Origin of the sequence: Lacrimispora sp. BS-2, from assembly GCF_040207125.1 — a bacterium.
Classification (GTDB): domain Bacteria; phylum Bacillota; class Clostridia; order Lachnospirales; family Lachnospiraceae; genus Lacrimispora.
The window spans coordinates 3,993,669-4,012,181 of sequence record NZ_CP157940.1; the positions used below are offsets into that span (position 1 = coordinate 3,993,669).

Here is an 18,513-nt window from a genome sequence, read left to right on the forward strand (position 1 = left end):
ATATCATAACATAATTTCTTGTAACGTCAAGAAATAAAAAAGGAGGAAGATTGTGAGTAATCAGACGAGAACAAACAAAAAAGAGCTAAGCATAAAAGACCTGGTAACGATCGGTATTTTTACCGCACTTTTATTTGTGACCATGTTAGTGGGGGGGATTGTATTTGCGCCTAATCCGGTTCTTACCTTTTATATGCCGCTGGGATCCGCTTTACTTGGAGGACCTGTGATGATGCTCCTGATTGCAAAAGTTCCGAAGCGGGGAGCGATTGCAATTGCCGGTATCCTGTGTGGATTGATATGGTTTGCAACCGGGATGCACTGGGCAATGGATTTAGGCTATATGGTTGGAGGAATTATGGGAGATTTCATAGCAGGAAGCGGAAAATACAGAAATAAACTGCTGAATATGCTTGCATTCATCTGTCTTAGCTTAGGCGCTTCCGGAACCTATATCTGCTATTTTGCAGACCGCAATACATGGTGCAATTACATGTTAAAAGGCGGAACATCTTCCAGCTATATTAACGCCATGAATGCAGCAGCAAAGAACTGGATGCTGGCTGTTATTTTAATTGGAACGGTTGTCGTGGCAGGAATCAGCGCGTGGGTTGGAAGTATACTGTTGAAAAAGCAGTTTGAAAAGGCAGGAATTACAGCGTGATGAAAGTTCGATTTGATCCCAGGACAAAGTTACTCCTGCTGTTGCTTTGTGTTCTTTGCACCATGTTTGCACCCTCTTTACAATATGAATTGGTTCTGGTGTGCCTGATCGCAGTGTTTTCCCTGTTGTCAGGGCAGGTTGTACATGGTTTATTGGGCATTTTATTTTACGGGCTGATTTATGCAGTTACTCTGTTTTCTATCACAAAGATGACAGGAACCACGCAGGCAATTTTTGCAGCTTTTTTGGGGCTGGTAAATAAGGTGTATCCCTGTGGACTCATGGCGGGCCTAATGATCAAAACCACCAAAACCGGAGAATTTATGGCGGCTTTTTATAAAATACATATGCCGGATCGGTTTGTTATTCCTTTTGCAGTTATGATGCGCTATCTTCCGGTTGTAAAAGAAGACTGGCATTATATCAAGGATGCCATGCGTATGAGAGGGATTTCGCCATCCATTAAAGATATCTTTCTGCGTCCCATGGTCGTAGCAGAATGTCTGTATGTACCGCTTATGATGGCTGCTTCCAATACAGCAGATGAACTATCCATAGCAGCCATAACACGGGGAATAGAAAACCCAAATCCCAGAACAAGCCTTACTGAAATTAAATTTTTATTCAGGGATCTGATAGCGGTATTTGTTTTTACCGGTTACTTTGTCATTGGGCTTATGGGACTTAAATAAGGAGGGCATGATTATGGATAAAATTCGATTTGAACATGTTTCCTTTGCCTATGACGGCACAGGGGATGGAAAAATTAAAAACATAAGCTTTTCCGTTCCGTCAGGAGGATGCATTGTATTAACAGGGCGCAGCGGCTGTGGAAAGACTACCGTTACAAGGCTGATCAACGGACTCATACCGGAGTTCTTTTCAGGGGAATTAACAGGCAGCGTATTTGTAGATGGCGAGGATCTCAGGGAAAAACAGCTTTATGAAATTGCAAAAAAGACAGGGTCTGTATTTCAGAATCCCAAGACCCAGTTTTTTAATACGGATACGGATGGCGAGATTGCTTTTGGGATGGAGAATTATGGAGTGCCAAGGCAGGAAATTGTAAAAAGGGTAAAGAAGACTGCAGATGATTTAAAAATCACCAATCTTTTAAACCGCAGTATCTTTTCCTTATCGGGCGGTGAAAAACAAAAGATAGCATTTGCTTCTGTATATGCCTTAAATCCTGAAGTGTACCTTTTGGATGAGCCATCTTCCAATCTTGATACCGATGCGATTTGTGATTTACGGGAATATATTCAAATCCTGAAGAATCAGGGAAAGACCATTATCATTGCGGAACATCGCTTATATTACTTAAAGGATCTGGCTGATACGGTTTACTACATGGATACCGGGGAAATCAAGTATAGATGGACGCAGGAGGCTTTTTTAAAATTATCTGTAGATGAGAGAAAGCAGCTTGGGCTGAGAAGTCTTCAATATGAAGAACCTGAAATTGAGGAAAAATCAATAAAAGATGACAACGCTTATTTTGAAATCAGGGACTTTTCCATTGGATATGGTAAAAAAGAAGTGTTAAATGATATTCATTTCAAAGCGAATAAAGGAGATATTATTGCAGTAACCGGACATAACGGAGTCGGAAAATCCACCCTGTTAAGAACCGTATGTGGTCTGCAAAAGGCTTTGGGCGGGACGGCCTTATGGAATGGAGAAGTCCAGAGCCAAAAGGATCTTTTAAAAAGAACTTATATGGTCATGCAGGATGTGAATTATCAGCTGTTTGCTGACAGTGTGGAGCATGAGACCTGTTTTGGTATAAAAAATCCCGATTTAGCAAAAGTGGAACAGGTATTAAAGGAACTTGATTTATATGAGTTAAAAGAGAAACATCCCAATACCCTGTCAGGCGGACAAAAGCAGCGCCTTGCAGTTGCAGTAAGCAGGCTTTATGAAAAGGATGTTCTGTTTTTTGATGAGCCGACCAGTGGCCTTGACTTAGAAAGCATGGGGCTGGTAGCGGAATTAATGAAAAATCTGGCAGGCATGGGGAAGATTATTTTTATTGTTACCCATGATTTTGAATTGGTTTCACTGGCGTGTACAAGAATTTTCAGGTTAGGTCTTGGAAGTATTAAAGAAGAAAGGAAGAACAATAATGAGGAAGAAAAAAGACAGTTCCATAGGTCTGCTCTTAAAGTGGGCTGGTAAGGATAAATATTTTCTGTATTTGTCTGCATTTTGTTCATTGATAAGCGGACTTTGCACGATGATTCCCTACTATGGGGTATACCAGGTGCTTACAGCAATTTATCAAAATGCCTGCACAAAAGAGGTGCTCCTTCATAACAGCATATTGATTCTGGCGGCAATTGTGGTCCGTTTTGTCTTATTTGGATGTTCGGGCGGATTATCACACAAGGGAGCCTACCGCACCCTTTATAAGGTCCGGTGCATGATCATAGACCACATGGCGAGGGTTCCGTTAGGTGTATTAAGTGAACATAATACAGGTTCCATTAAAACGGTATTAAATGAGGATATTGAAAAGCTGGAATTATTTCTGGCACATCATCTCCCGGAATTTATCTATTATATGTGCGGTCCGGTTGCAGTATTTATCTATCTTTGTTCTGTTAATGTCCCGCTGGCCCTGGTTTCTTTGGTTCCCCTGGTGCTTGCAATGGCAGTGATGGGCGTGATGTTTTCCGGCATGTCAAAGGTGTTAGGGGATGCAAATCAGTCTCTGGTAAATTTAAATTCGGTTATCATTGAATACATAAGCGGAATGAAAGTCATAAAAGCGTTCCACATGGGAAGCAACTCGTTTCAAAAATATAAAAATGCCATTGAGAAAGAAAATACAATATGGAATAAAATATCAAAAAAGATGGGGCCTCCTTATGCAGCCTATATCGTCATTACGGAATGTGGATTGCTTTTTATGGTGCCGATTGGAGGATATTTCTTTTTACATAAATCCCTTCCCATAAATGTATTTATTCTTTTTCTGTTTATTGGTTCGTTGTATCTGACAGAACTAAGACCGCTTCAGGAGCTTGGATCAAACTTTGCAAAGGTTCTCCATGCAGTGACGCAAGCAAAAGAAATACTGGATATCCCTGTTTTTGAGGGGGGCGGCGATTTTCCAAAGAAACATGATATCTGCTTAAGCAATGTAAGCTTTGCTTATCCCTCCAATGAGAACGAACCGGTTCTGACAAATTGTAATCTTTCTATCCGCCATGGAGAGAAGGTGGCTTTGGTCGGGAAATCCGGTGCAGGGAAAAGTACAGTCATTCAGCTGATTGCCAGATTTTATGATACAGGGAAAGGCAGAGTCACCATAGGTGGAACGGATGTGCGGGAATTAAATTATGAACAGCTGTTAGAGAATGTGTCCATTGTATTTCAAAAGACATTTTTAACAAGAGACAGTGTTTTTGAAAACATCAGAATGGGAACACAGGCAACCCTTGAGGAAGTCAGGGAGGCAGCAAAAAAAGCTCAGATTGATTCCTTTATCATGAGTCTGCCAAAGGGATATGAAACAAAGGTGGGAAGCTATGGCACTCGTTTTTCAGGAGGAGAAAAACAGAGAATTGCAATAGCAAGAGCGATCTTAAAGAATGCTCCCATACTGATTTTAGACGAGGCCACCTCCGCAGCAGACCCTGAGAACCAGTTAGAAATTGATAAAGCGATTCATAATCTGTGTGAGGGAAAAACGGTGCTTATTGTTGCCCATCGCCTCAGTGCATTAAAAATATGTGACCGTATTGCAGTAGTAGAAAACCATACGGTCAGCTGCATTGGAAGTCAGAAGGAGGTCTTAAGAGAAAACTCTTATTTCAAAGCAGCCTGGGAAAGCTTTCAGAAGGCAAGGACAATGGCTTATCAGATGGAAGGAGGTTTTGAAAATGAATGAGAATCATCCAATGAAATGGAACAAACAGCTTTTCCTCTCCATATTTTGTGTCATGTTAGAAGGACTTCTGTCCGGCTGTAATTTTATGGTGATGTATTATATATTTCAGTCCTTGTGGAACCATCAGATGGCCATGGGAAAAATCATGGAAATCACAGGAGGGATTGCCCTTATCTTTCTTCTCAGGCTTATTATTTACAGCTTTGGTTATGTAAAAGGCCAGATCGGCGGTGCCAGAGTCAGTAAACAGATACGGCTATTTCTTGGGGATAAGCTAAGAAGGATCCCTCTTTCCAGATTCCAAAAATCCCAGACCGGAGAGTATATCAATGCAGCAACTGCAAATGTTAATAGTTATGAGCAGATTTTAACACATAAAATAGGGGATATCATAAAAAATCTCACACTGGCGGTCATGCTGGTCATTTTCGTAGCAACCTTGTATGTGCCTTCGGCATTGATTTTACTGGCAGCTGAACTTTTATTCATACCTGCCATTGCCGCCTCTTTCTATGCCGTTAAAAAGTATGGGATGAGAAAGAATGCAATCTGTGCGGAAAATGTCAGCAGTATAGTAGAGTACATTGCCGGGATTCAGACCTTTCGGGCTTATGGAATCGGGGGGACAAAAAACAAATCGGTCACCAGCTCTATGAAGAAATTCAGTGATATCAGTTTTATTTATGAATTAAAAATCATTCCGGTTGGAGTGGTCTATAGTATTCTGATTGGGTGTACGCTGCCGCTGGAAATTCTGGTTGCCGGAGAACGCTGGATGAGCGGAACCATGGAAACCCCGTCTTTTGTCATAATTTGCCTGCTGCCCTTATTTTTGACGAAATTATTAGGCACCATATTTGTAGATATGACAAGCTATAAAAATCTGATGATTGCAAAACAGAAAATCAATGGGGTTGTTGAGATTCCGGAAGAAATGCAAAGCAGCCAGGCATTTGCTCCGCAAAAACATGATATCCTTTTTGAACATGTTGATTTTTCTTATGAAAAGGGAGAACTTATCTGCAAGGATATGAATATCCGGATCGATGATCAGAGATTGACTGCCATTGTCGGGGATTCCGGTTCTGGGAAATCTACGGTTCTGAATCTGATATCAAAGTATTATGAGCCGGATGGAGGAACGATCAGGATAGGCGGACATTGCATTCAGAATGTGGGAACGGAACAGGTTCTCTCACAGATATCCATGGTGGATCAGGATGTATTTCTTTTTGACGATACCATCCGGAATAATATCCGGTATGCAAGACCAGAGGCTACGGATGATGAAATTGAGTGGGCATGCCAAGAGGCAAATTGTGATGAATTTATACGAAAAATGCCCCAGGGATATGAAACAATGGCTGGCGAAAACGGAAACCAGTTATCAGGAGGTGAGCGGCAGAGACTTTCCATAGCAAGAGCCATCTTAAAAGACTCTCCAATACTTTTACTGGATGAAGCTACGGCAAATCTGGATGTGGAAAATGAATTAGCCGTAAAACAGGCAATTGTAAATCTGCTGAAAAAGAAAAAGACTGTTGTTATGATCGCTCATACCATGTCCATTGTTAAAAATGCGGATAAGATTCTTGTGATTGGTGACGGGAAAGTGAAGGAAGAAGGAAAGCATGAAGAATTGCTTTGTTTAAATGGAAAATATGCTGCCATGTGGAATGCAGAGCAGATGTTATAGCTGTTGTATGATATAAAAGACAAATCAGCATAAAAAATATGCAGCGATGCATATGCAAAATTGATTTACATTATTACTTTCGTCCAATTGGACCAAAATGGTCTGATTGGACTAGATTTTTCAAAAGGCTTTTTATATGCTAACAGATAGAAACGCTCTCAGAGCGTTTTTATTTGCCAGTTCAGTTAGCTGAGACTAATCAAAAGGAGGAGTCATTTATGTCACAAATATCAAGAGGCGGTAGTTTGAAAGGAAAAGACCTGATTACAATTGGCATCTTTTCTGCGATTTATTTTGTGATCAATTTTATTTTTATGCTGATGGGAGGACTGCATCCCATCCTGTGGATTCTTATGCCCGGATTTATCGCTTTGTTTACAGGGGTTCCCTTTATGCTGATGTGTTCCAAGGTTCAAAAAGCGGGAGCCATACTATTAATGGGAGTTATTACAGGTTTGATCTATTTTATAACAGGTATGTTTACTGTTGTGATATTGGCTACATTTACAGTTGCCTGTGTTTTAGGAGAAGCGGCACGTCTGATCAGTAAGTATCATAGTACAAAGGGAAATATAGGGGCGTTCGTCTTTTTCTCTCTTGGAATGACAGGATCACCGCTTCCGATCTGGATCATGCATGATAAATTTATGGCACAGATCAGCGGGCAGGGAATGCCGGACGCCTACATAAATACCTTGGAAAGTCTTTCATCTCCGGCCATGCTTTTGGTTCTTTTCCTTGCACCAGCTCTGGGAGCGGTTCTTGGGGCATGGATCAGCAAAGGACTGTTTCATAAACATTTTGTAAAGGCAGGAATGGTTTCTAATGCATAACAGGGCAGGCAGCGGTTCCTTTTTGGATCCACGAACCTTTTTACTTCTTTTGCTGTTCGCAAATGCAATCACCTTCTTTCAAAAAAGCTTATGGATTGAAATAGGATGGATTGTATTTATAGGTATTGTGATGATGGCAGCCGGAAGATACCAGATGGCAGTTCAGTGGCTCCTGTCATTTGGTATCTTGTTACTTTTACAATATATTGTGCTGCCTGCAGCACCTGAAATAATATCCGCGATTTTTGCGCTTTTGGTGAACTATTCAATCCGGATGTTCCCATGTCTGATGACAGGTGCTCTTATGATCAGGGAGATAACCTTGCGAAGATTTGTTCTTGCTATGAGAAAATTACATATTTCAGAGAAACTGATCATTTCGTTATCAGTCACCATCCGCTATTTCCCGGCCATTAAAGAAGAAACACGCTATATCAGAGATGCCATGAGTTTAAGAAAGATAAAATTTTCAAAGAAGCTGGAGGCAATGCTGGTGCCGCTTATGATGTCAGCTACTGCGACTGCGGAAGAACTATCTGCGGCAGCTGTAACAAGAGGGATTGAGAATCCCATAAAAAAGACAAGTTTACTGACATTAAAATTAAACTCTGCTGACTATATATGCTGTGTGACAGGCTGTTTGTTTCTTGTCGGAACCTTTATAATAAAATAAGGAGCAAAAGTTATGATATCCATACAAGGTGTATCCTTTGGCTGTGGTGGTCAGGACAAAATACTAAAAAATATTAATATGGAGATCAGGCAGGGGGAATGTATCCTTTTATGCGGGGAATCAGGCTGCGGAAAAACAACCGTGACAAAGCTGGTCAATGGTCTGATACCGCATTTTTGTGAGGAATGCCAACTGGAAGGAACTGTACTGATACAAGACATAGAAGTAGCAAGAACAAGGCTTTATAAGATTGCAGAATCGGTTGGTTCTGTATTCCAGAATCCAAAGAGCCAGTTTTTTCAACTGGATACGGATAGCGAAATTGCATTTGGAATGGAGAATCAGGGGAAAAGTCAGGAAGACATGAAAGCCAGACTGAAAGAGACCGTTCATAACCTTCATCTGGAGAAGCTGTTAGGCAGGAGTATATTTGAACTGTCAGGAGGAGAAAAGCAGATCCTGGCATTTGCATCGGTATATGCCGTGAATCCATCTGTCTATGTATTGGATGAACCTACTGCAAATCTGGATTTTTCTGCAATAAATTCATTAAAAAAACTGCTCCGCATTCTAAAACAGAATGGTCATACAATTATCATTGCCGAGCACAGGCTCTCATTTTTATATGATTTGCTGGACAGAGCGTTCTATTTGAAAAATGGAGAACTGATTCAGGTTTATTCCAGAGAGGAGTTTTTAACCCTGCCGGAGCAGGCACGTAAAAGAATGGGTTTAAGATGCTTGAAGGATGAAGAAGGGGAGCTTCCGGAAGCTCATTCTGCCGGAAAAGTAATTGGATTATCTGTAGAAGCAATTTCAGTTGGATATAAAAAGAAGTCAGCCCTGTTCCGGAACATTTCTTTTTCGGCACTTCCGGGTGAAATACTTGCCATAACAGGGTATAATGGAATTGGGAAAACAACCTTGATTCGTTGTATCTGTGGATTAATGAAACAAATGAGCGGGAACATATTACTGGATGGAAAGGCAATGTCCGAAAAAATGAGGCGTAAGCAGTGCTTTATTGTCATGCAGGATGTCAATCATCAGCTATTTGCTGAAAGTGTATGGGAAGAATGCAAAATGTCAGGAGATAGTCAGGAGGATTCTGTGATACGATCGGAATTAAAGCAAATGGGATTGTTATCTTATGCCGACAGTCATCCCATGGCTCTTTCAGGAGGGCAGAAGCAGCGCCTGGCGATTGTTACCGCTATCCTTTCTGATAAAAAAGTTCTGGTTTTTGACGAACCGACCAGTGGACTGGATTATGCAAATATGAAAATTGTATCCACTCGTTTAAAGAAACTTGCAGATTCGGGACGGATCGTAATTGTGGTGACACATGATAAAGAGTTTATGTTTTCTACCTGCGACAGAATGCTAAAGATATAGAATATTTATCAAGGAGGGGCTGGATTATGAGGTTTCGGGAAACAAACGAAGAAGAACAGATGCTTCTTTTGGCAGAAACAAAAGAATGCAGTGTTTTTCAGATGAAAAATAATACCGGAGAAGGTATCATGACAATGTATCAGGTATTTCCGGGAGTAAGCATTTCCTATAATGACTACCACATGGAAAGTTTTGATTCAACTTATACCACCAATCGTAATCTGTTCTGTATTGATCATTGCAGGGAGGGCAGGCTGGAATATGCTGCAGCGGAAGGAGCTTTTTCTTATTTTGAGGCTGGAGATTTAAAATTAGACCGGAGAATTACACATCAGGGACATTTTGAATTTCCCCTTGCTCATTACCATGGGCTGATGATTGCTTTCGATATGGATCAGGTGGGGGTAACTTTAAAAGAAGAAATAAAGGATTTTCCTGTAAATCTCTTAAGCTTGCAAAAGAAATTCTGTAAGGGGAAGCAGCCCATGGTGATTCATAATGCACCTGCCATAGAGCACATTTTCAGCGAACTTTATATGGTTCCGGAGAAGATCCGCATACCCTATTTTAAAATCAAAATATTTGAACTACTGCTATATCTGGACGCGTTAGAGCTTCCAAAGAACCTGGAGGAAAAACCTTATTTTTATAAAAACCAAGTTGAAAAAATAAAAGCCATACAGAAATTGATGACAGAAAATCTGGAAAAGCACTATACACAGGAACAATTGTCGGAACGCTTCGATATTCCCCTCACGCCCATGAAGATTTGCTTTAAAAATGTCTATGGAAGCCCTGTTAATACTTACATGAGGATATACCGGATGAACCGGGCTGCAGTTCTGCTGAAAAATCGAAACGATATGAGCGTTACGGATATTGCCGGTAAAGTAGGTTATGACAGCCCCGGCAAGTTTTCGGCAGCTTTTAAAATGGTAACAGGAAAATCGCCTTTGGAGTATCGTAAAATATTTGGTCCAAATGGAATAAAGTAGTCGGTATGGAGAAGAAAAAAACATAGTATAGTTTTATGATATGGATGGTCGGAGAATTCTGACGATCCATTTTTTAACCTTATCAAGGAAGCCTTCCTATATCCGATTTTACATACGGAAAGGGCAGAATTCGATGCAGAAAGAAAGGAGATATCATATATGGAAAAGAAAAAAGAAAACTGGTTTTCCTGCCTGATGAATTATGCAAATGGGAGCAAAGGGAAACTTTCGCTGTCTGTGCTGCTGTCTATTATAAGCGTCGTGTCAGGTCTTGTACCATATTATTGTGTGTACAGAATGATTGAGCTATTTACGGGAAATGAAGTAACAAATGCTTCCATGGTTCATTGGGGTGTAATGATCCTGGGAGCGTATGTGGTAAAGGTGGCTGCCTTCGGGCTTTCAACCGGTATTTCCCACCAGGTAGCCTACCATATTCTGGAGAACTTAAGACTTCGTGTCTCAGATGCATTTATGCATGCACCCCTTGGAGAGGTCACAAGCCATTCGATCGGAGAAATAAAGAATATTATGGTCGATAAAATTGAGAACATCGAACCTCCGCTGGCACATTTGATTCCGGAAGGAACCGGACATACCATACTGCCGCTGGTAAGTCTTGCCGGACTTTTTATGGTGGACTGGAGAGTCGCGCTTGCTTCACTGGTCACCCTGCCTCTTGCATTTGTCTGCATGGTGCTTACCTATAAAATCAGCGGAAAGAATTTTGATAAATATAATGAATCCAATAGTTATATGAACAGTACAATCGTTGAGTATATCGAGGGAATTGAGGTCATTAAGGCGTTTGGGAGGGAAGGGACTTCCTATGAGAAATTTGCAGGAGCAATTACGGATTACCGTGATTTTATCTTAAAATGGCTTTCTTCCACATGGGTCACCATGAAATTGTCATTTGCCCTTTTACCGTCAACACTTCTTGGAACGCTTCCAGCTGGGCTGTTATTATACAGTCAGGGAAGTTTTTCTCCTTCACAGGCAGCACTTTGCTGTATGTTATCCATGTCCATGATTGGTTCGTTAGCTAAGCTGGAGGTATTTAGTGAAGGCATAAGGGAAATGCAGTTTACCATAGAAAATTTACAGCAGTTTCTTAATATGCCATCATTACCAGAAGCAAAAAATAATGTGAAACTCAATAAATTTGATATCAGTTTTCGTAATGTTACCTTTTCCTATGATGGAAAAGAAGAGCATGAGGTATTGCATGGAATCAATATGAGCCTTCCTCAGGGAAGCTTCACGGCGCTGGTAGGGCCTTCTGGCGGAGGGAAATCAACCATTGCCAAATTGCTGGCACGTTTTTGGGATGTAACTGGCGGAACAATAGAGATTGGCGGTGTGAATGTAAAAGACATTCCGCTCAAACAGCTTGCAGATACGGTCAGCTTTGTCACGCAGGATAATTTTCTGTTCCGCTGTTCCCTTCTTGAAAACATTCGGTTAGGTAATCCTAACGCGTCAGATCAGGAGGTATATGCCGCTGCAAAAGCAGCCCAGTGTGACGAGTTCATCCGTAAGCTGGAAAAGGGTTATGAGACTTTGGCAGGAGAAGCTGGAAAAAGATTATCAGGCGGAGAAAAGCAGCGTATTGCCATTGCGAGAATGATATTGAAAAATGCACCGGTTGTTATTTTGGATGAAGCAACCGCCTTTACTGATCCGGAAAACGAAGAAAAGATCCAGCACAGTATTGCAGCACTTACAAAAGGAAAGACGCTTTTGGTGATTGCCCACCGTCTTTCTACAATTAAGAATGCAGATAATATCGTGGTCCTGAAAAATGGCAATATTACTGCTGAGGGAAAACAGGATGAATTACTGAAAAGCTCACCCCTATATGAGGATATGTGGAAGGCTCATATTGGCGCAAAGTCATGGTCTGTCGGATTACAGGGAAAGGAAGTGAGCCAGAATGTTTAAAACAATAAAACGAATCATTAACTGGTGCGGCGAATTTAAAGGGAAATTATATATAGGGTTTGTATTTTCCTTCTTTTCCTCATGGTTTGCGGCAATGCCAGTTATTATAGCTGCATATACAGTTGGCATGGTGATTGAGGAGAAAAGGGGAGGGGCTGAATTTGATACGAAATGGATCGGGCTCAGTATTATACTGATGTTACTCTTTATATTCCTTCGTTTTCTCTTTGATTATCTTAGAGCCATATTTCAGGAAGCAATCAGCTATGAGCTGGTTTCCAGAGACAGACTTGCAATTGGCGATTTGCTAAAACGGGTATCTCTGGGATATTTTCAGAATGTGAATACCGGTGATATCTTAAATTCAATCACAACAGGTCTGCATACCTTAGAGAATATGGGAATCCGAATGGTCAATGATTTTATCGGAGGATATCTGAATTTCCTATGCATCTTCATATGGATTACTGTAATTAATCCAATGGTATCGTTAATAACAATCGCAGGTGTGGCCGGTTCCTTTTTATTCCTGGTGGTAATTTCAAGATATAGTATGACGAATGCTCCTGTATCTGCGCAAACGGATCGTGATCTTACCAATGCGGCTATTGAATATGCAAGAGGATTGCCTGTAGTAAAATCCTTTGGACAGGATGGTGCATCCATAGCTACCATGAAAAAGGCTTGCAAAGAGAGCAGAATAATTCATTTGAAAATCGAATGGGGGTTTGTACCAGGCAACTGCCTGCACTTACTTGTGCTGAAAATTGCTTCTCTTGGTCTACTTTTGTCAAGCTTTTATCTTGGCTGGACGGATCAGATATCAGTCTCTAATATGCTGTTATTATCTTTCCTGTCATTCAGCGTATTTGCTTCCATTGAACCAATCAGCGATAGTGCACATGTTCTGGGTGTTATTGAAAACGCCATGAATCAGCTGGATGCACTGAAATCCGAAGAATTTATTGATGAAGGAGGAAGGGAGATTCCCCTTACTCACTATGGGATAGAGTTTCGTGACGTATCTTTTGGTTATGACTCCAGATTGATATTAAACCATGTGAGCTTTACAATTCCGGAAAAAACCACGACTGCAATAGTTGGATCATCTGGAAGCGGAAAAACCACGATTTGCAACCTGATTGCAAAGTTTTATAATGTAAACAGCGGATCCATTAAAGTAGGCGGTGTTAATGTAAAGGAATTTACCTGTGACAGTCTGCTGTCCAATATTTCAATGGTATTTCAGAACGTCTATTTATTCCATGATACCATTGGGAATAATATCTGTTTTGGAAATCCTGAGGCAACAGAGGAAGAAATGATACGTGCAGCTAAAAAGGCTTGCTGCCATGATTTTATCACAGCCTTACCGGAAGGATATGATACGGTAATTGGAGAGGGCGGCGGAACGCTTTCAGGCGGGGAAAAGCAAAGAATATCGATTGCAAGGGCAATCTTAAAAGATGCGCCTATCGTCATTCTGGATGAAGCTACCGCTTCCATTGATCCTGAAAATGAACACTATATCCAGGCAGCGATTTCAGAATTAACAAAAGGAAAGACGATCATCACAATCGCCCACCGTCTGGCAACCATCGAGAATGCTGATCAGATACTTGTTGTTGATCATGGGGAAATTGTTGAAAGTGGTACCCATAAGGAATTGGTAAAAAAAGACGGGATCTATAAGAAATTTGTTGAAATACGTGAAAAGGCAGAAGGGTGGTATATTGAATAAAACAAAATAAACCTTTTATAAAAAACATAAGTAAAAGAGCAATGCGGAAGTTTAAAGTCTGCAAGATTTGATTTCAAAATTACAATTTCATACAGGCAAAGTTAAGGACATCAGAACAGTAAATTCGGGTGTCCTTGTTAAGTAACATAATTCATTAGGTTTTTCAGATGTTTGTGAATGAGTAAGATCAAGATCAATAAATCTGGTATCAAGTTAATTGACAAAATTTATAATAAGGAGTAATATAAAAAACCATATCAATTTGATATATAAACGAGTGATATTCCATAAAGATATTTTTAAAGGCAGAATGATGGGATTAAAAACCCCCCATGGCACACAGCTGTTAAACGACTAAGAAAGGAGAATATGATATGCATAAAAAAACAACATACAATTATCTATGGAGGATAATACCTCTATAATTTGGAGGAAACATGTTAAAGAAAAATATTTCAATAAAAGGTATTCCTGCTATTTTATGGGGAAACGACAGCACAGAACTATTTATTGCTGTACATGGCAATATGTCTTCAAAATCAGATATTCCAATTCACATACTTGCCGAAGAAGTCGTTCCATCAGGTTATCAGGTGCTTAGTTTTGATTTACCGGAACACGGCGGCAGAAAAAATGAACCGACACTTTGCAATGTTGAAAATTGCGTTTCAGATTTGAAGAAGGTTATAACATTTGCAACCGAAAAATCAGATTCAATCAGCTTATGGGCCAATAGTATGGGAGCATATTTTAGTTTATTGGCTTATAAAGATGAAGCGATAAAGCAGAGCTTGTTTTTTTCTCCTGTGGTAGACATGAGCCGGGTGATTCAAAATATGATGAAATGGTTTGATGTTACGGAAGAACAGCTATGTAGGGAAAAAGAAGTATCTCTACCCATCGGTCAAACTTTATATTGGGATTACTACCGGTATGTTATGAATAACCCAATTGTAAAATGGAGTGCTCCCACCTCAATTCTATATGGGAAAAAAGATGAACTTTGTGAGTATGATATCTTATCATCATTTATTAAAAGATTCAATTGCAATCTTACTGTTTCAGATGCTTCTGAGCATTATTTTCACACAGAGGAAGATTTGGCTATTTATAGAAAATGGCTTGAGAAAAACATTCTTAAATAATTCAGGGTGCCCTGGAGCGGTAATAATACTGCTCCAGGGCATATTCATTATAATTTGGATATTATTAGGAAAAAAATCGCTTGTCAAAAATCAGTCAGAGCGATATTATCATTAAGGGATACAACATCCAAAGGATTAAAAAAAGCCGGTTCCAAATAAAGATAGAAAGCTGGAAGAGATAATGTTATAATATGAATTGTTTTATATACGTAGGATGATGTGTATCAACAAAATCTATCAGAACTGCCATTGGAGGTAATAATGAATAAAAAGATGCTGTTTACAATTATCACAACCTCTCTCCTTATTGTAGGTTGTGGAAAAAATGACACAACCAATAGTCTGCAACAAAATGAGAAACCGTCCCTGGAAGCTTCTACAGAAAATAATGTAACCACAGAATCTCAAGAAGAGAGTATATCTATAACAACAACTACAGCGGCTGCAACAGCAGCAGGTAATACAATTGACTATAAGCAATATCTTAAAAAGACATGGATTAGAAATACTGATTCCGATTTCCCAGATAATGGCGGCTTATCTATTTTAATTTCAAAGATTGGGGAAGGGAAGATTCAGGGAGAGGTCAGTGCAGTTGGCAATGGACCGGCATACAATATAGATAGCGCAGAATTTGAAGGAACCGTTAATAATGATACAGCGGAGTGCCAGCTTGTAAATGATTCCAGGGGAAATAAGGGAAAGATTGAACTTTTATTTAAATCGGATAACACCCTTGAGGCAACAATTACAATAACCGGGAGATCAAATGATACAGTAATGAGCCTTCCAGAAGGCAAGTTTGAGTTTACTCCGTATAATCTTAAAAATATAAAGGGTCTTGAGCTTATCAAAGAACAAACCTTTATGGTGGATTTAAATTCATGGGGTAATGTTAAATTCGTATCAGGAAAATTAACAGGAGGTGACCATATACCTGTTGTATTTTATTTGACCAATGAAGATGGAGATATTCTTTATAATTTCTATGCAGCTCTTCCCTATAGCATAGATGTTAAAGCAGTTTCATTTCAAGATGTAAACAAGGATGGGCGGAAGGATATAATCATTATTGTTGCAGATAACTATGACGGCGCAACTGGAGATCCTATCGCTACTGTTTTCCTGCAAGAGGCTGATGGGTCATTTACAAATGATTATAAGCTGGACCAGGAAATAAATGATTCTGGAAATAGTAAAGATATAAGTACTATAGCGAATTACATTTTAAGTAAATTCTAGTCATATTTTTGATTGTCTAATTGTCTATGGAAACAAAAAGATTTCAGCCGCATCAAATGATATAGTCAAAGTAAAGTTAAGAGAACTGTAAAAGGTTCTCTTTTTTATTCCTAAATTTCGGGAGGATAAAACGTGCAGCATGATATGCAGAAATAGGCGTAAAGTTCCCTGTTCTGAACATAAAATTGATTGTAAATAACAAATCCGTTGGCTTATGCAGATAAGAGGGGAGGTCACCAAAAAAAGCTTGGCAGAATATTATAGTAATACAGAATTTATATAAAGGAGTTAAAAAATATGGCAACGGTATCAGGTCAAATTATATTTGATAGAAATAGAAGTGCTGCTATGGATGCTGGAGATTCTGGAATAGCTAATGTACCTGTTGTATTACAGAATATAACACCAGGCCCAAATCCGGAGAATAACACTTCAACATCAGAGACACCAATATTAACTCCTGCACAAGCAGATGTTTCGGTTACAAAAACTGCATGTCCCAATCCAGTGGCTCCAGGACAAGAGATGACCTTTACTCTTGTAGTATCCAATGCAGGCCCCAATACTGCAGAAAACGTGATTGTAAATGATAATTTTTCAGCCAGCATTACAGGACCTGAATATTCACCCCATGGAGGGGCAGCATTTAATCCATGGCTGGGATCTCTTAATATAGGAGCACTGCCGGCTGGAGCATCAAGAACCATTATCATCAGAGGAACAGTATCAGAATCAGCTTCCGGGTGTATAAATAATACGGCAATTGTAATTTCAGCAACACCGGACCCTGATTTTCTGAACAACGTATCATCAATGTGTATAGTTGTAGCAACTGAAGAAGGATCAGATTACCATAGTGGTATCCAAGGCAGGACCAGCAATGTAGAAAAAGCATTTTAAATAATAATCTTGACAAATAGTCAGCGCTGAGTATAATTATAGTCAGTACTGACTATTTTTTGTTAAGAAAGGCGAATATTATGATCCCCCTTTATATTCTTGGTTTACTTCAAAGATACGGCCCCCAGCACGGCTATCAGATAAAAAAGATCATTGCAGAGCAGCTTTCCGATTTTACGCAGATCAAGCTGCCGACAATTTATTATCATCTGGAAAAGATGGAAACAGATGATCTGCTTTCTGCAAACAGAGAAAAGCCGGGCAGCAGGCCGGAAAAAACGATTTATACGATTACGGATAAAGGAATCGCGGCATTTAAGAACATGATCGCCGGGCTGGTTGAATTTGAATACCGGCCGGTCTTTCCTTCAGACGGTGTTTTCTACTTTTCAGATTACATTGAAAATGCAGAGATTTTAAGCCATTTAACGGCCTATATTCATAAGCTGAATGCAACGATATCCAATATTGAAAAACACAGGGAAGAGACCATGGATTTCGTACCGGAGAAGGACAGAACAATGGTAAATATCATATTCAGCCATCATCTGCACCATTACCGGGCAGAGCTTGAATGGGCGGAGGAAACATTAAAGCGTTTGAGTTTAAAGGGAGAGAGATGATGAAAAAGCAAAGAATTATAGAAACACACGAAGGCATTCAGGATAAGATGACGGTAGAAATCTTCGACGATTTCGCCAGAATCATGCGGGATAAGGGCTGGAACAATGTAGACGCCTTCATCAAAGCAGGGATCACAAAAGGAAATGTACTGGAGATCGGCCCAGGTCCCGGGTATATTGGCCTTGAGTGGCTTAAGAGATTTCCAGATTCTTCTCTTACCGGATGCGAGATAAGCCGGGAAATGATCAGGCTTGCAGAAAAGAATGCGAGGGATTACGGCTTTGAAAAAAGAACCACCTACGTTGAAGGCAACTGTATGCAGATGCCGCTTCCGGACAGCTCCTTTGATGCTGTTTTTTCCAACGGATCCCTTCATGAATGGGAAGACCCTGTAAAGGCTTTTAATGAAATAGACAGAGTATTAAAGCCCCAGGGACTTTTCTGCATCACAGACATGCGCCGTGATGTTAACCCTCTGATCAAGTGGTTCCTTTATTCCTCAACCAGGCCCAAAGAGATCCGTCCGGGCTTTTTAACTTCTTTTAATGCCTCATATACGGCCGGTGAGATAGAAAGCCTGCTCAGTCAGTCAAAGCTAAAAGATACTGCTGTCAGCAAGGAGTTTTTCGGTTTATGCATAACAGGAAAGAAGTCAGCTTTATAGCAGCAGTGTCATGTAATATGCTTACTATACAGATCCAGACTGTGTTTTATGAAATATGGCATATATGAAAAGAAAGGTGATTGTCCGTCTGGGGCAATCACC

Annotated in this window: 16 protein-coding genes; all 16 read left to right on the forward strand. The window is 40.0% G+C overall.

All coding sequences use genetic code 11. The features are described from left to right. Nucleotides 1-52 precede the first annotated feature (52 nt). The 16 genes from ABFV83_RS18780 (at nt 53) to ABFV83_RS18855 (ending at nt 18,411) form a co-directional block, all read left to right on the forward strand. Entirely contained in the window at nt 53-664 is a 612-nt protein-coding gene (locus tag ABFV83_RS18780; protein WP_349946023.1) for an MptD family putative ECF transporter S component, read from the forward strand. Continuing rightward, nucleotides 664-1,356, forward strand: coding sequence for an energy-coupling factor transporter transmembrane component T (locus ABFV83_RS18785; protein WP_349948951.1), 693 nt, complete (start codon nt 664-666; stop codon nt 1,354-1,356). Before ABFV83_RS18780 ends, ABFV83_RS18785 begins: the two co-directional genes overlap by 1 nt. A 13-nt stretch (nt 1,357-1,369) precedes the next feature. Next, nucleotides 1,370-2,842 (forward strand): energy-coupling factor ABC transporter ATP-binding protein, encoded by a 1,473-nt coding sequence (locus tag ABFV83_RS18790; RefSeq protein ID WP_349946024.1) that lies wholly within the window; start codon nt 1,370-1,372, stop codon nt 2,840-2,842. After that, on the forward strand, nt 2,790-4,559 hold the full coding sequence (locus ABFV83_RS18795) for an ABC transporter ATP-binding protein (protein WP_349946026.1): 1,770 nt from the start codon (nt 2,790-2,792) through the stop codon (nt 4,557-4,559). The genes ABFV83_RS18790 and ABFV83_RS18795 overlap by 53 nt, the downstream gene beginning before the upstream one ends. Then, nucleotides 4,552-6,255: an ABC transporter ATP-binding protein gene (locus ABFV83_RS18800; protein WP_349946028.1), complete on the forward strand. Its 1,704-nt coding sequence runs from the start codon at nt 4,552-4,554 to the stop codon at nt 6,253-6,255. Before ABFV83_RS18795 ends, ABFV83_RS18800 begins: the two co-directional genes overlap by 8 nt. 218 nt (nt 6,256-6,473) lie before the next feature. Then, on the forward strand, nt 6,474-7,088 hold the full coding sequence (locus ABFV83_RS18805) for an MptD family putative ECF transporter S component (protein WP_349946029.1): 615 nt from the start codon (nt 6,474-6,476) through the stop codon (nt 7,086-7,088). Continuing rightward, nucleotides 7,081-7,761, forward strand: a complete 681-nt coding sequence (locus tag ABFV83_RS18810) for an energy-coupling factor transporter transmembrane component T (protein ID WP_349946030.1) — start codon at nt 7,081-7,083, stop codon at nt 7,759-7,761. Before ABFV83_RS18805 ends, ABFV83_RS18810 begins: the two co-directional genes overlap by 8 nt. Before the next feature lie 12 nt (nt 7,762-7,773). After that, a complete protein-coding gene (locus ABFV83_RS18815; protein WP_349946031.1) occupies nt 7,774-9,156 on the forward strand; it encodes an ABC transporter ATP-binding protein in 1,383 nt (460 codons plus the stop codon). 26 nt (nt 9,157-9,182) lie between these two features. After that, nucleotides 9,183-10,151, forward strand: a complete 969-nt coding sequence (locus ABFV83_RS18820) for an AraC family transcriptional regulator (protein ID WP_349946032.1) — start codon at nt 9,183-9,185, stop codon at nt 10,149-10,151. 159 nt (nt 10,152-10,310) lie between these two features. Next, entirely contained in the window at nt 10,311-12,095 is a 1,785-nt protein-coding gene (locus ABFV83_RS18825; RefSeq protein ID WP_349946034.1) for an ABC transporter ATP-binding protein, read from the forward strand. Next, on the forward strand, nt 12,088-13,836 hold the full coding sequence (locus ABFV83_RS18830; protein WP_349946035.1) for an ABC transporter ATP-binding protein: 1,749 nt from the start codon (nt 12,088-12,090) through the stop codon (nt 13,834-13,836). Before ABFV83_RS18825 ends, ABFV83_RS18830 begins: the two co-directional genes overlap by 8 nt. A 437-nt stretch (nt 13,837-14,273) precedes the next feature. After that, nucleotides 14,274-14,981, forward strand: a complete 708-nt coding sequence (locus ABFV83_RS18835) for an alpha/beta hydrolase (RefSeq protein WP_349946037.1) — start codon at nt 14,274-14,276, stop codon at nt 14,979-14,981. Between the two features lie 261 nt (nt 14,982-15,242). Next, nucleotides 15,243-16,223 carry a hypothetical protein gene (locus ABFV83_RS18840; protein WP_349946039.1) on the forward strand — a complete coding sequence of 327 codons (981 nt, stop codon included), beginning with the start codon at nt 15,243-15,245 and terminating at the stop codon, nt 16,221-16,223. A gap of 297 nt (nt 16,224-16,520) precedes the next feature. Next, nucleotides 16,521-17,123, forward strand: a complete 603-nt coding sequence (locus ABFV83_RS18845; protein WP_349946040.1) for a DUF11 domain-containing protein — start codon at nt 16,521-16,523, stop codon at nt 17,121-17,123. 80 nt (nt 17,124-17,203) lie between these two features. Continuing rightward, a complete protein-coding gene (locus ABFV83_RS18850; protein WP_349946042.1) occupies nt 17,204-17,746 on the forward strand; it encodes a PadR family transcriptional regulator in 543 nt (180 codons plus the stop codon). Beyond that, a complete protein-coding gene (locus tag ABFV83_RS18855; RefSeq protein ID WP_349946043.1) occupies nt 17,746-18,411 on the forward strand; it encodes a methyltransferase domain-containing protein in 666 nt (221 codons plus the stop codon). The genes ABFV83_RS18850 and ABFV83_RS18855 overlap by 1 nt, the downstream gene beginning before the upstream one ends. The last annotated feature ends 102 nt before the right edge of the window (nt 18,412-18,513 follow it).

What these genes read in the sequence shown, in the direction of transcription:
- ABFV83_RS18785 (WP_349948951.1), top strand. Translation starts at nt 664, where the DNA reads ATGAAAGTTCGATTTGATCCCAGGACAAAGTTACTCCTGCTGTTGCTT.
- ABFV83_RS18790 (WP_349946024.1), top strand. Translation starts at nt 1,370, where the DNA reads ATGGATAAAATTCGATTTGAACATGTTTCCTTTGCCTATGACGGCACA.
- ABFV83_RS18795 (WP_349946026.1), top strand. Translation starts at nt 2,790, where the DNA reads ATGAGGAAGAAAAAAGACAGTTCCATAGGTCTGCTCTTAAAGTGGGCT.
- ABFV83_RS18800 (WP_349946028.1), top strand. Translation starts at nt 4,552, where the DNA reads ATGAATGAGAATCATCCAATGAAATGGAACAAACAGCTTTTCCTCTCC.
- ABFV83_RS18805 (WP_349946029.1), top strand. Translation starts at nt 6,474, where the DNA reads ATGTCACAAATATCAAGAGGCGGTAGTTTGAAAGGAAAAGACCTGATT.
- ABFV83_RS18810 (WP_349946030.1), top strand. Translation starts at nt 7,081, where the DNA reads ATGCATAACAGGGCAGGCAGCGGTTCCTTTTTGGATCCACGAACCTTT.
- ABFV83_RS18815 (WP_349946031.1), top strand. Translation starts at nt 7,774, where the DNA reads ATGATATCCATACAAGGTGTATCCTTTGGCTGTGGTGGTCAGGACAAA.
- ABFV83_RS18820 (WP_349946032.1), top strand. Translation starts at nt 9,183, where the DNA reads ATGAGGTTTCGGGAAACAAACGAAGAAGAACAGATGCTTCTTTTGGCA.
- ABFV83_RS18825 (WP_349946034.1), top strand. Translation starts at nt 10,311, where the DNA reads ATGGAAAAGAAAAAAGAAAACTGGTTTTCCTGCCTGATGAATTATGCA.
- ABFV83_RS18830 (WP_349946035.1), top strand. Translation starts at nt 12,088, where the DNA reads ATGTTTAAAACAATAAAACGAATCATTAACTGGTGCGGCGAATTTAAA.
- ABFV83_RS18835 (WP_349946037.1), top strand. Translation starts at nt 14,274, where the DNA reads ATGTTAAAGAAAAATATTTCAATAAAAGGTATTCCTGCTATTTTATGG.
- ABFV83_RS18840 (WP_349946039.1), top strand. Translation starts at nt 15,243, where the DNA reads ATGAATAAAAAGATGCTGTTTACAATTATCACAACCTCTCTCCTTATT.
- ABFV83_RS18845 (WP_349946040.1), top strand. Translation starts at nt 16,521, where the DNA reads ATGGCAACGGTATCAGGTCAAATTATATTTGATAGAAATAGAAGTGCT.
- ABFV83_RS18850 (WP_349946042.1), top strand. Translation starts at nt 17,204, where the DNA reads ATGATCCCCCTTTATATTCTTGGTTTACTTCAAAGATACGGCCCCCAG.
- ABFV83_RS18855 (WP_349946043.1), top strand. Translation starts at nt 17,746, where the DNA reads ATGAAAAAGCAAAGAATTATAGAAACACACGAAGGCATTCAGGATAAG.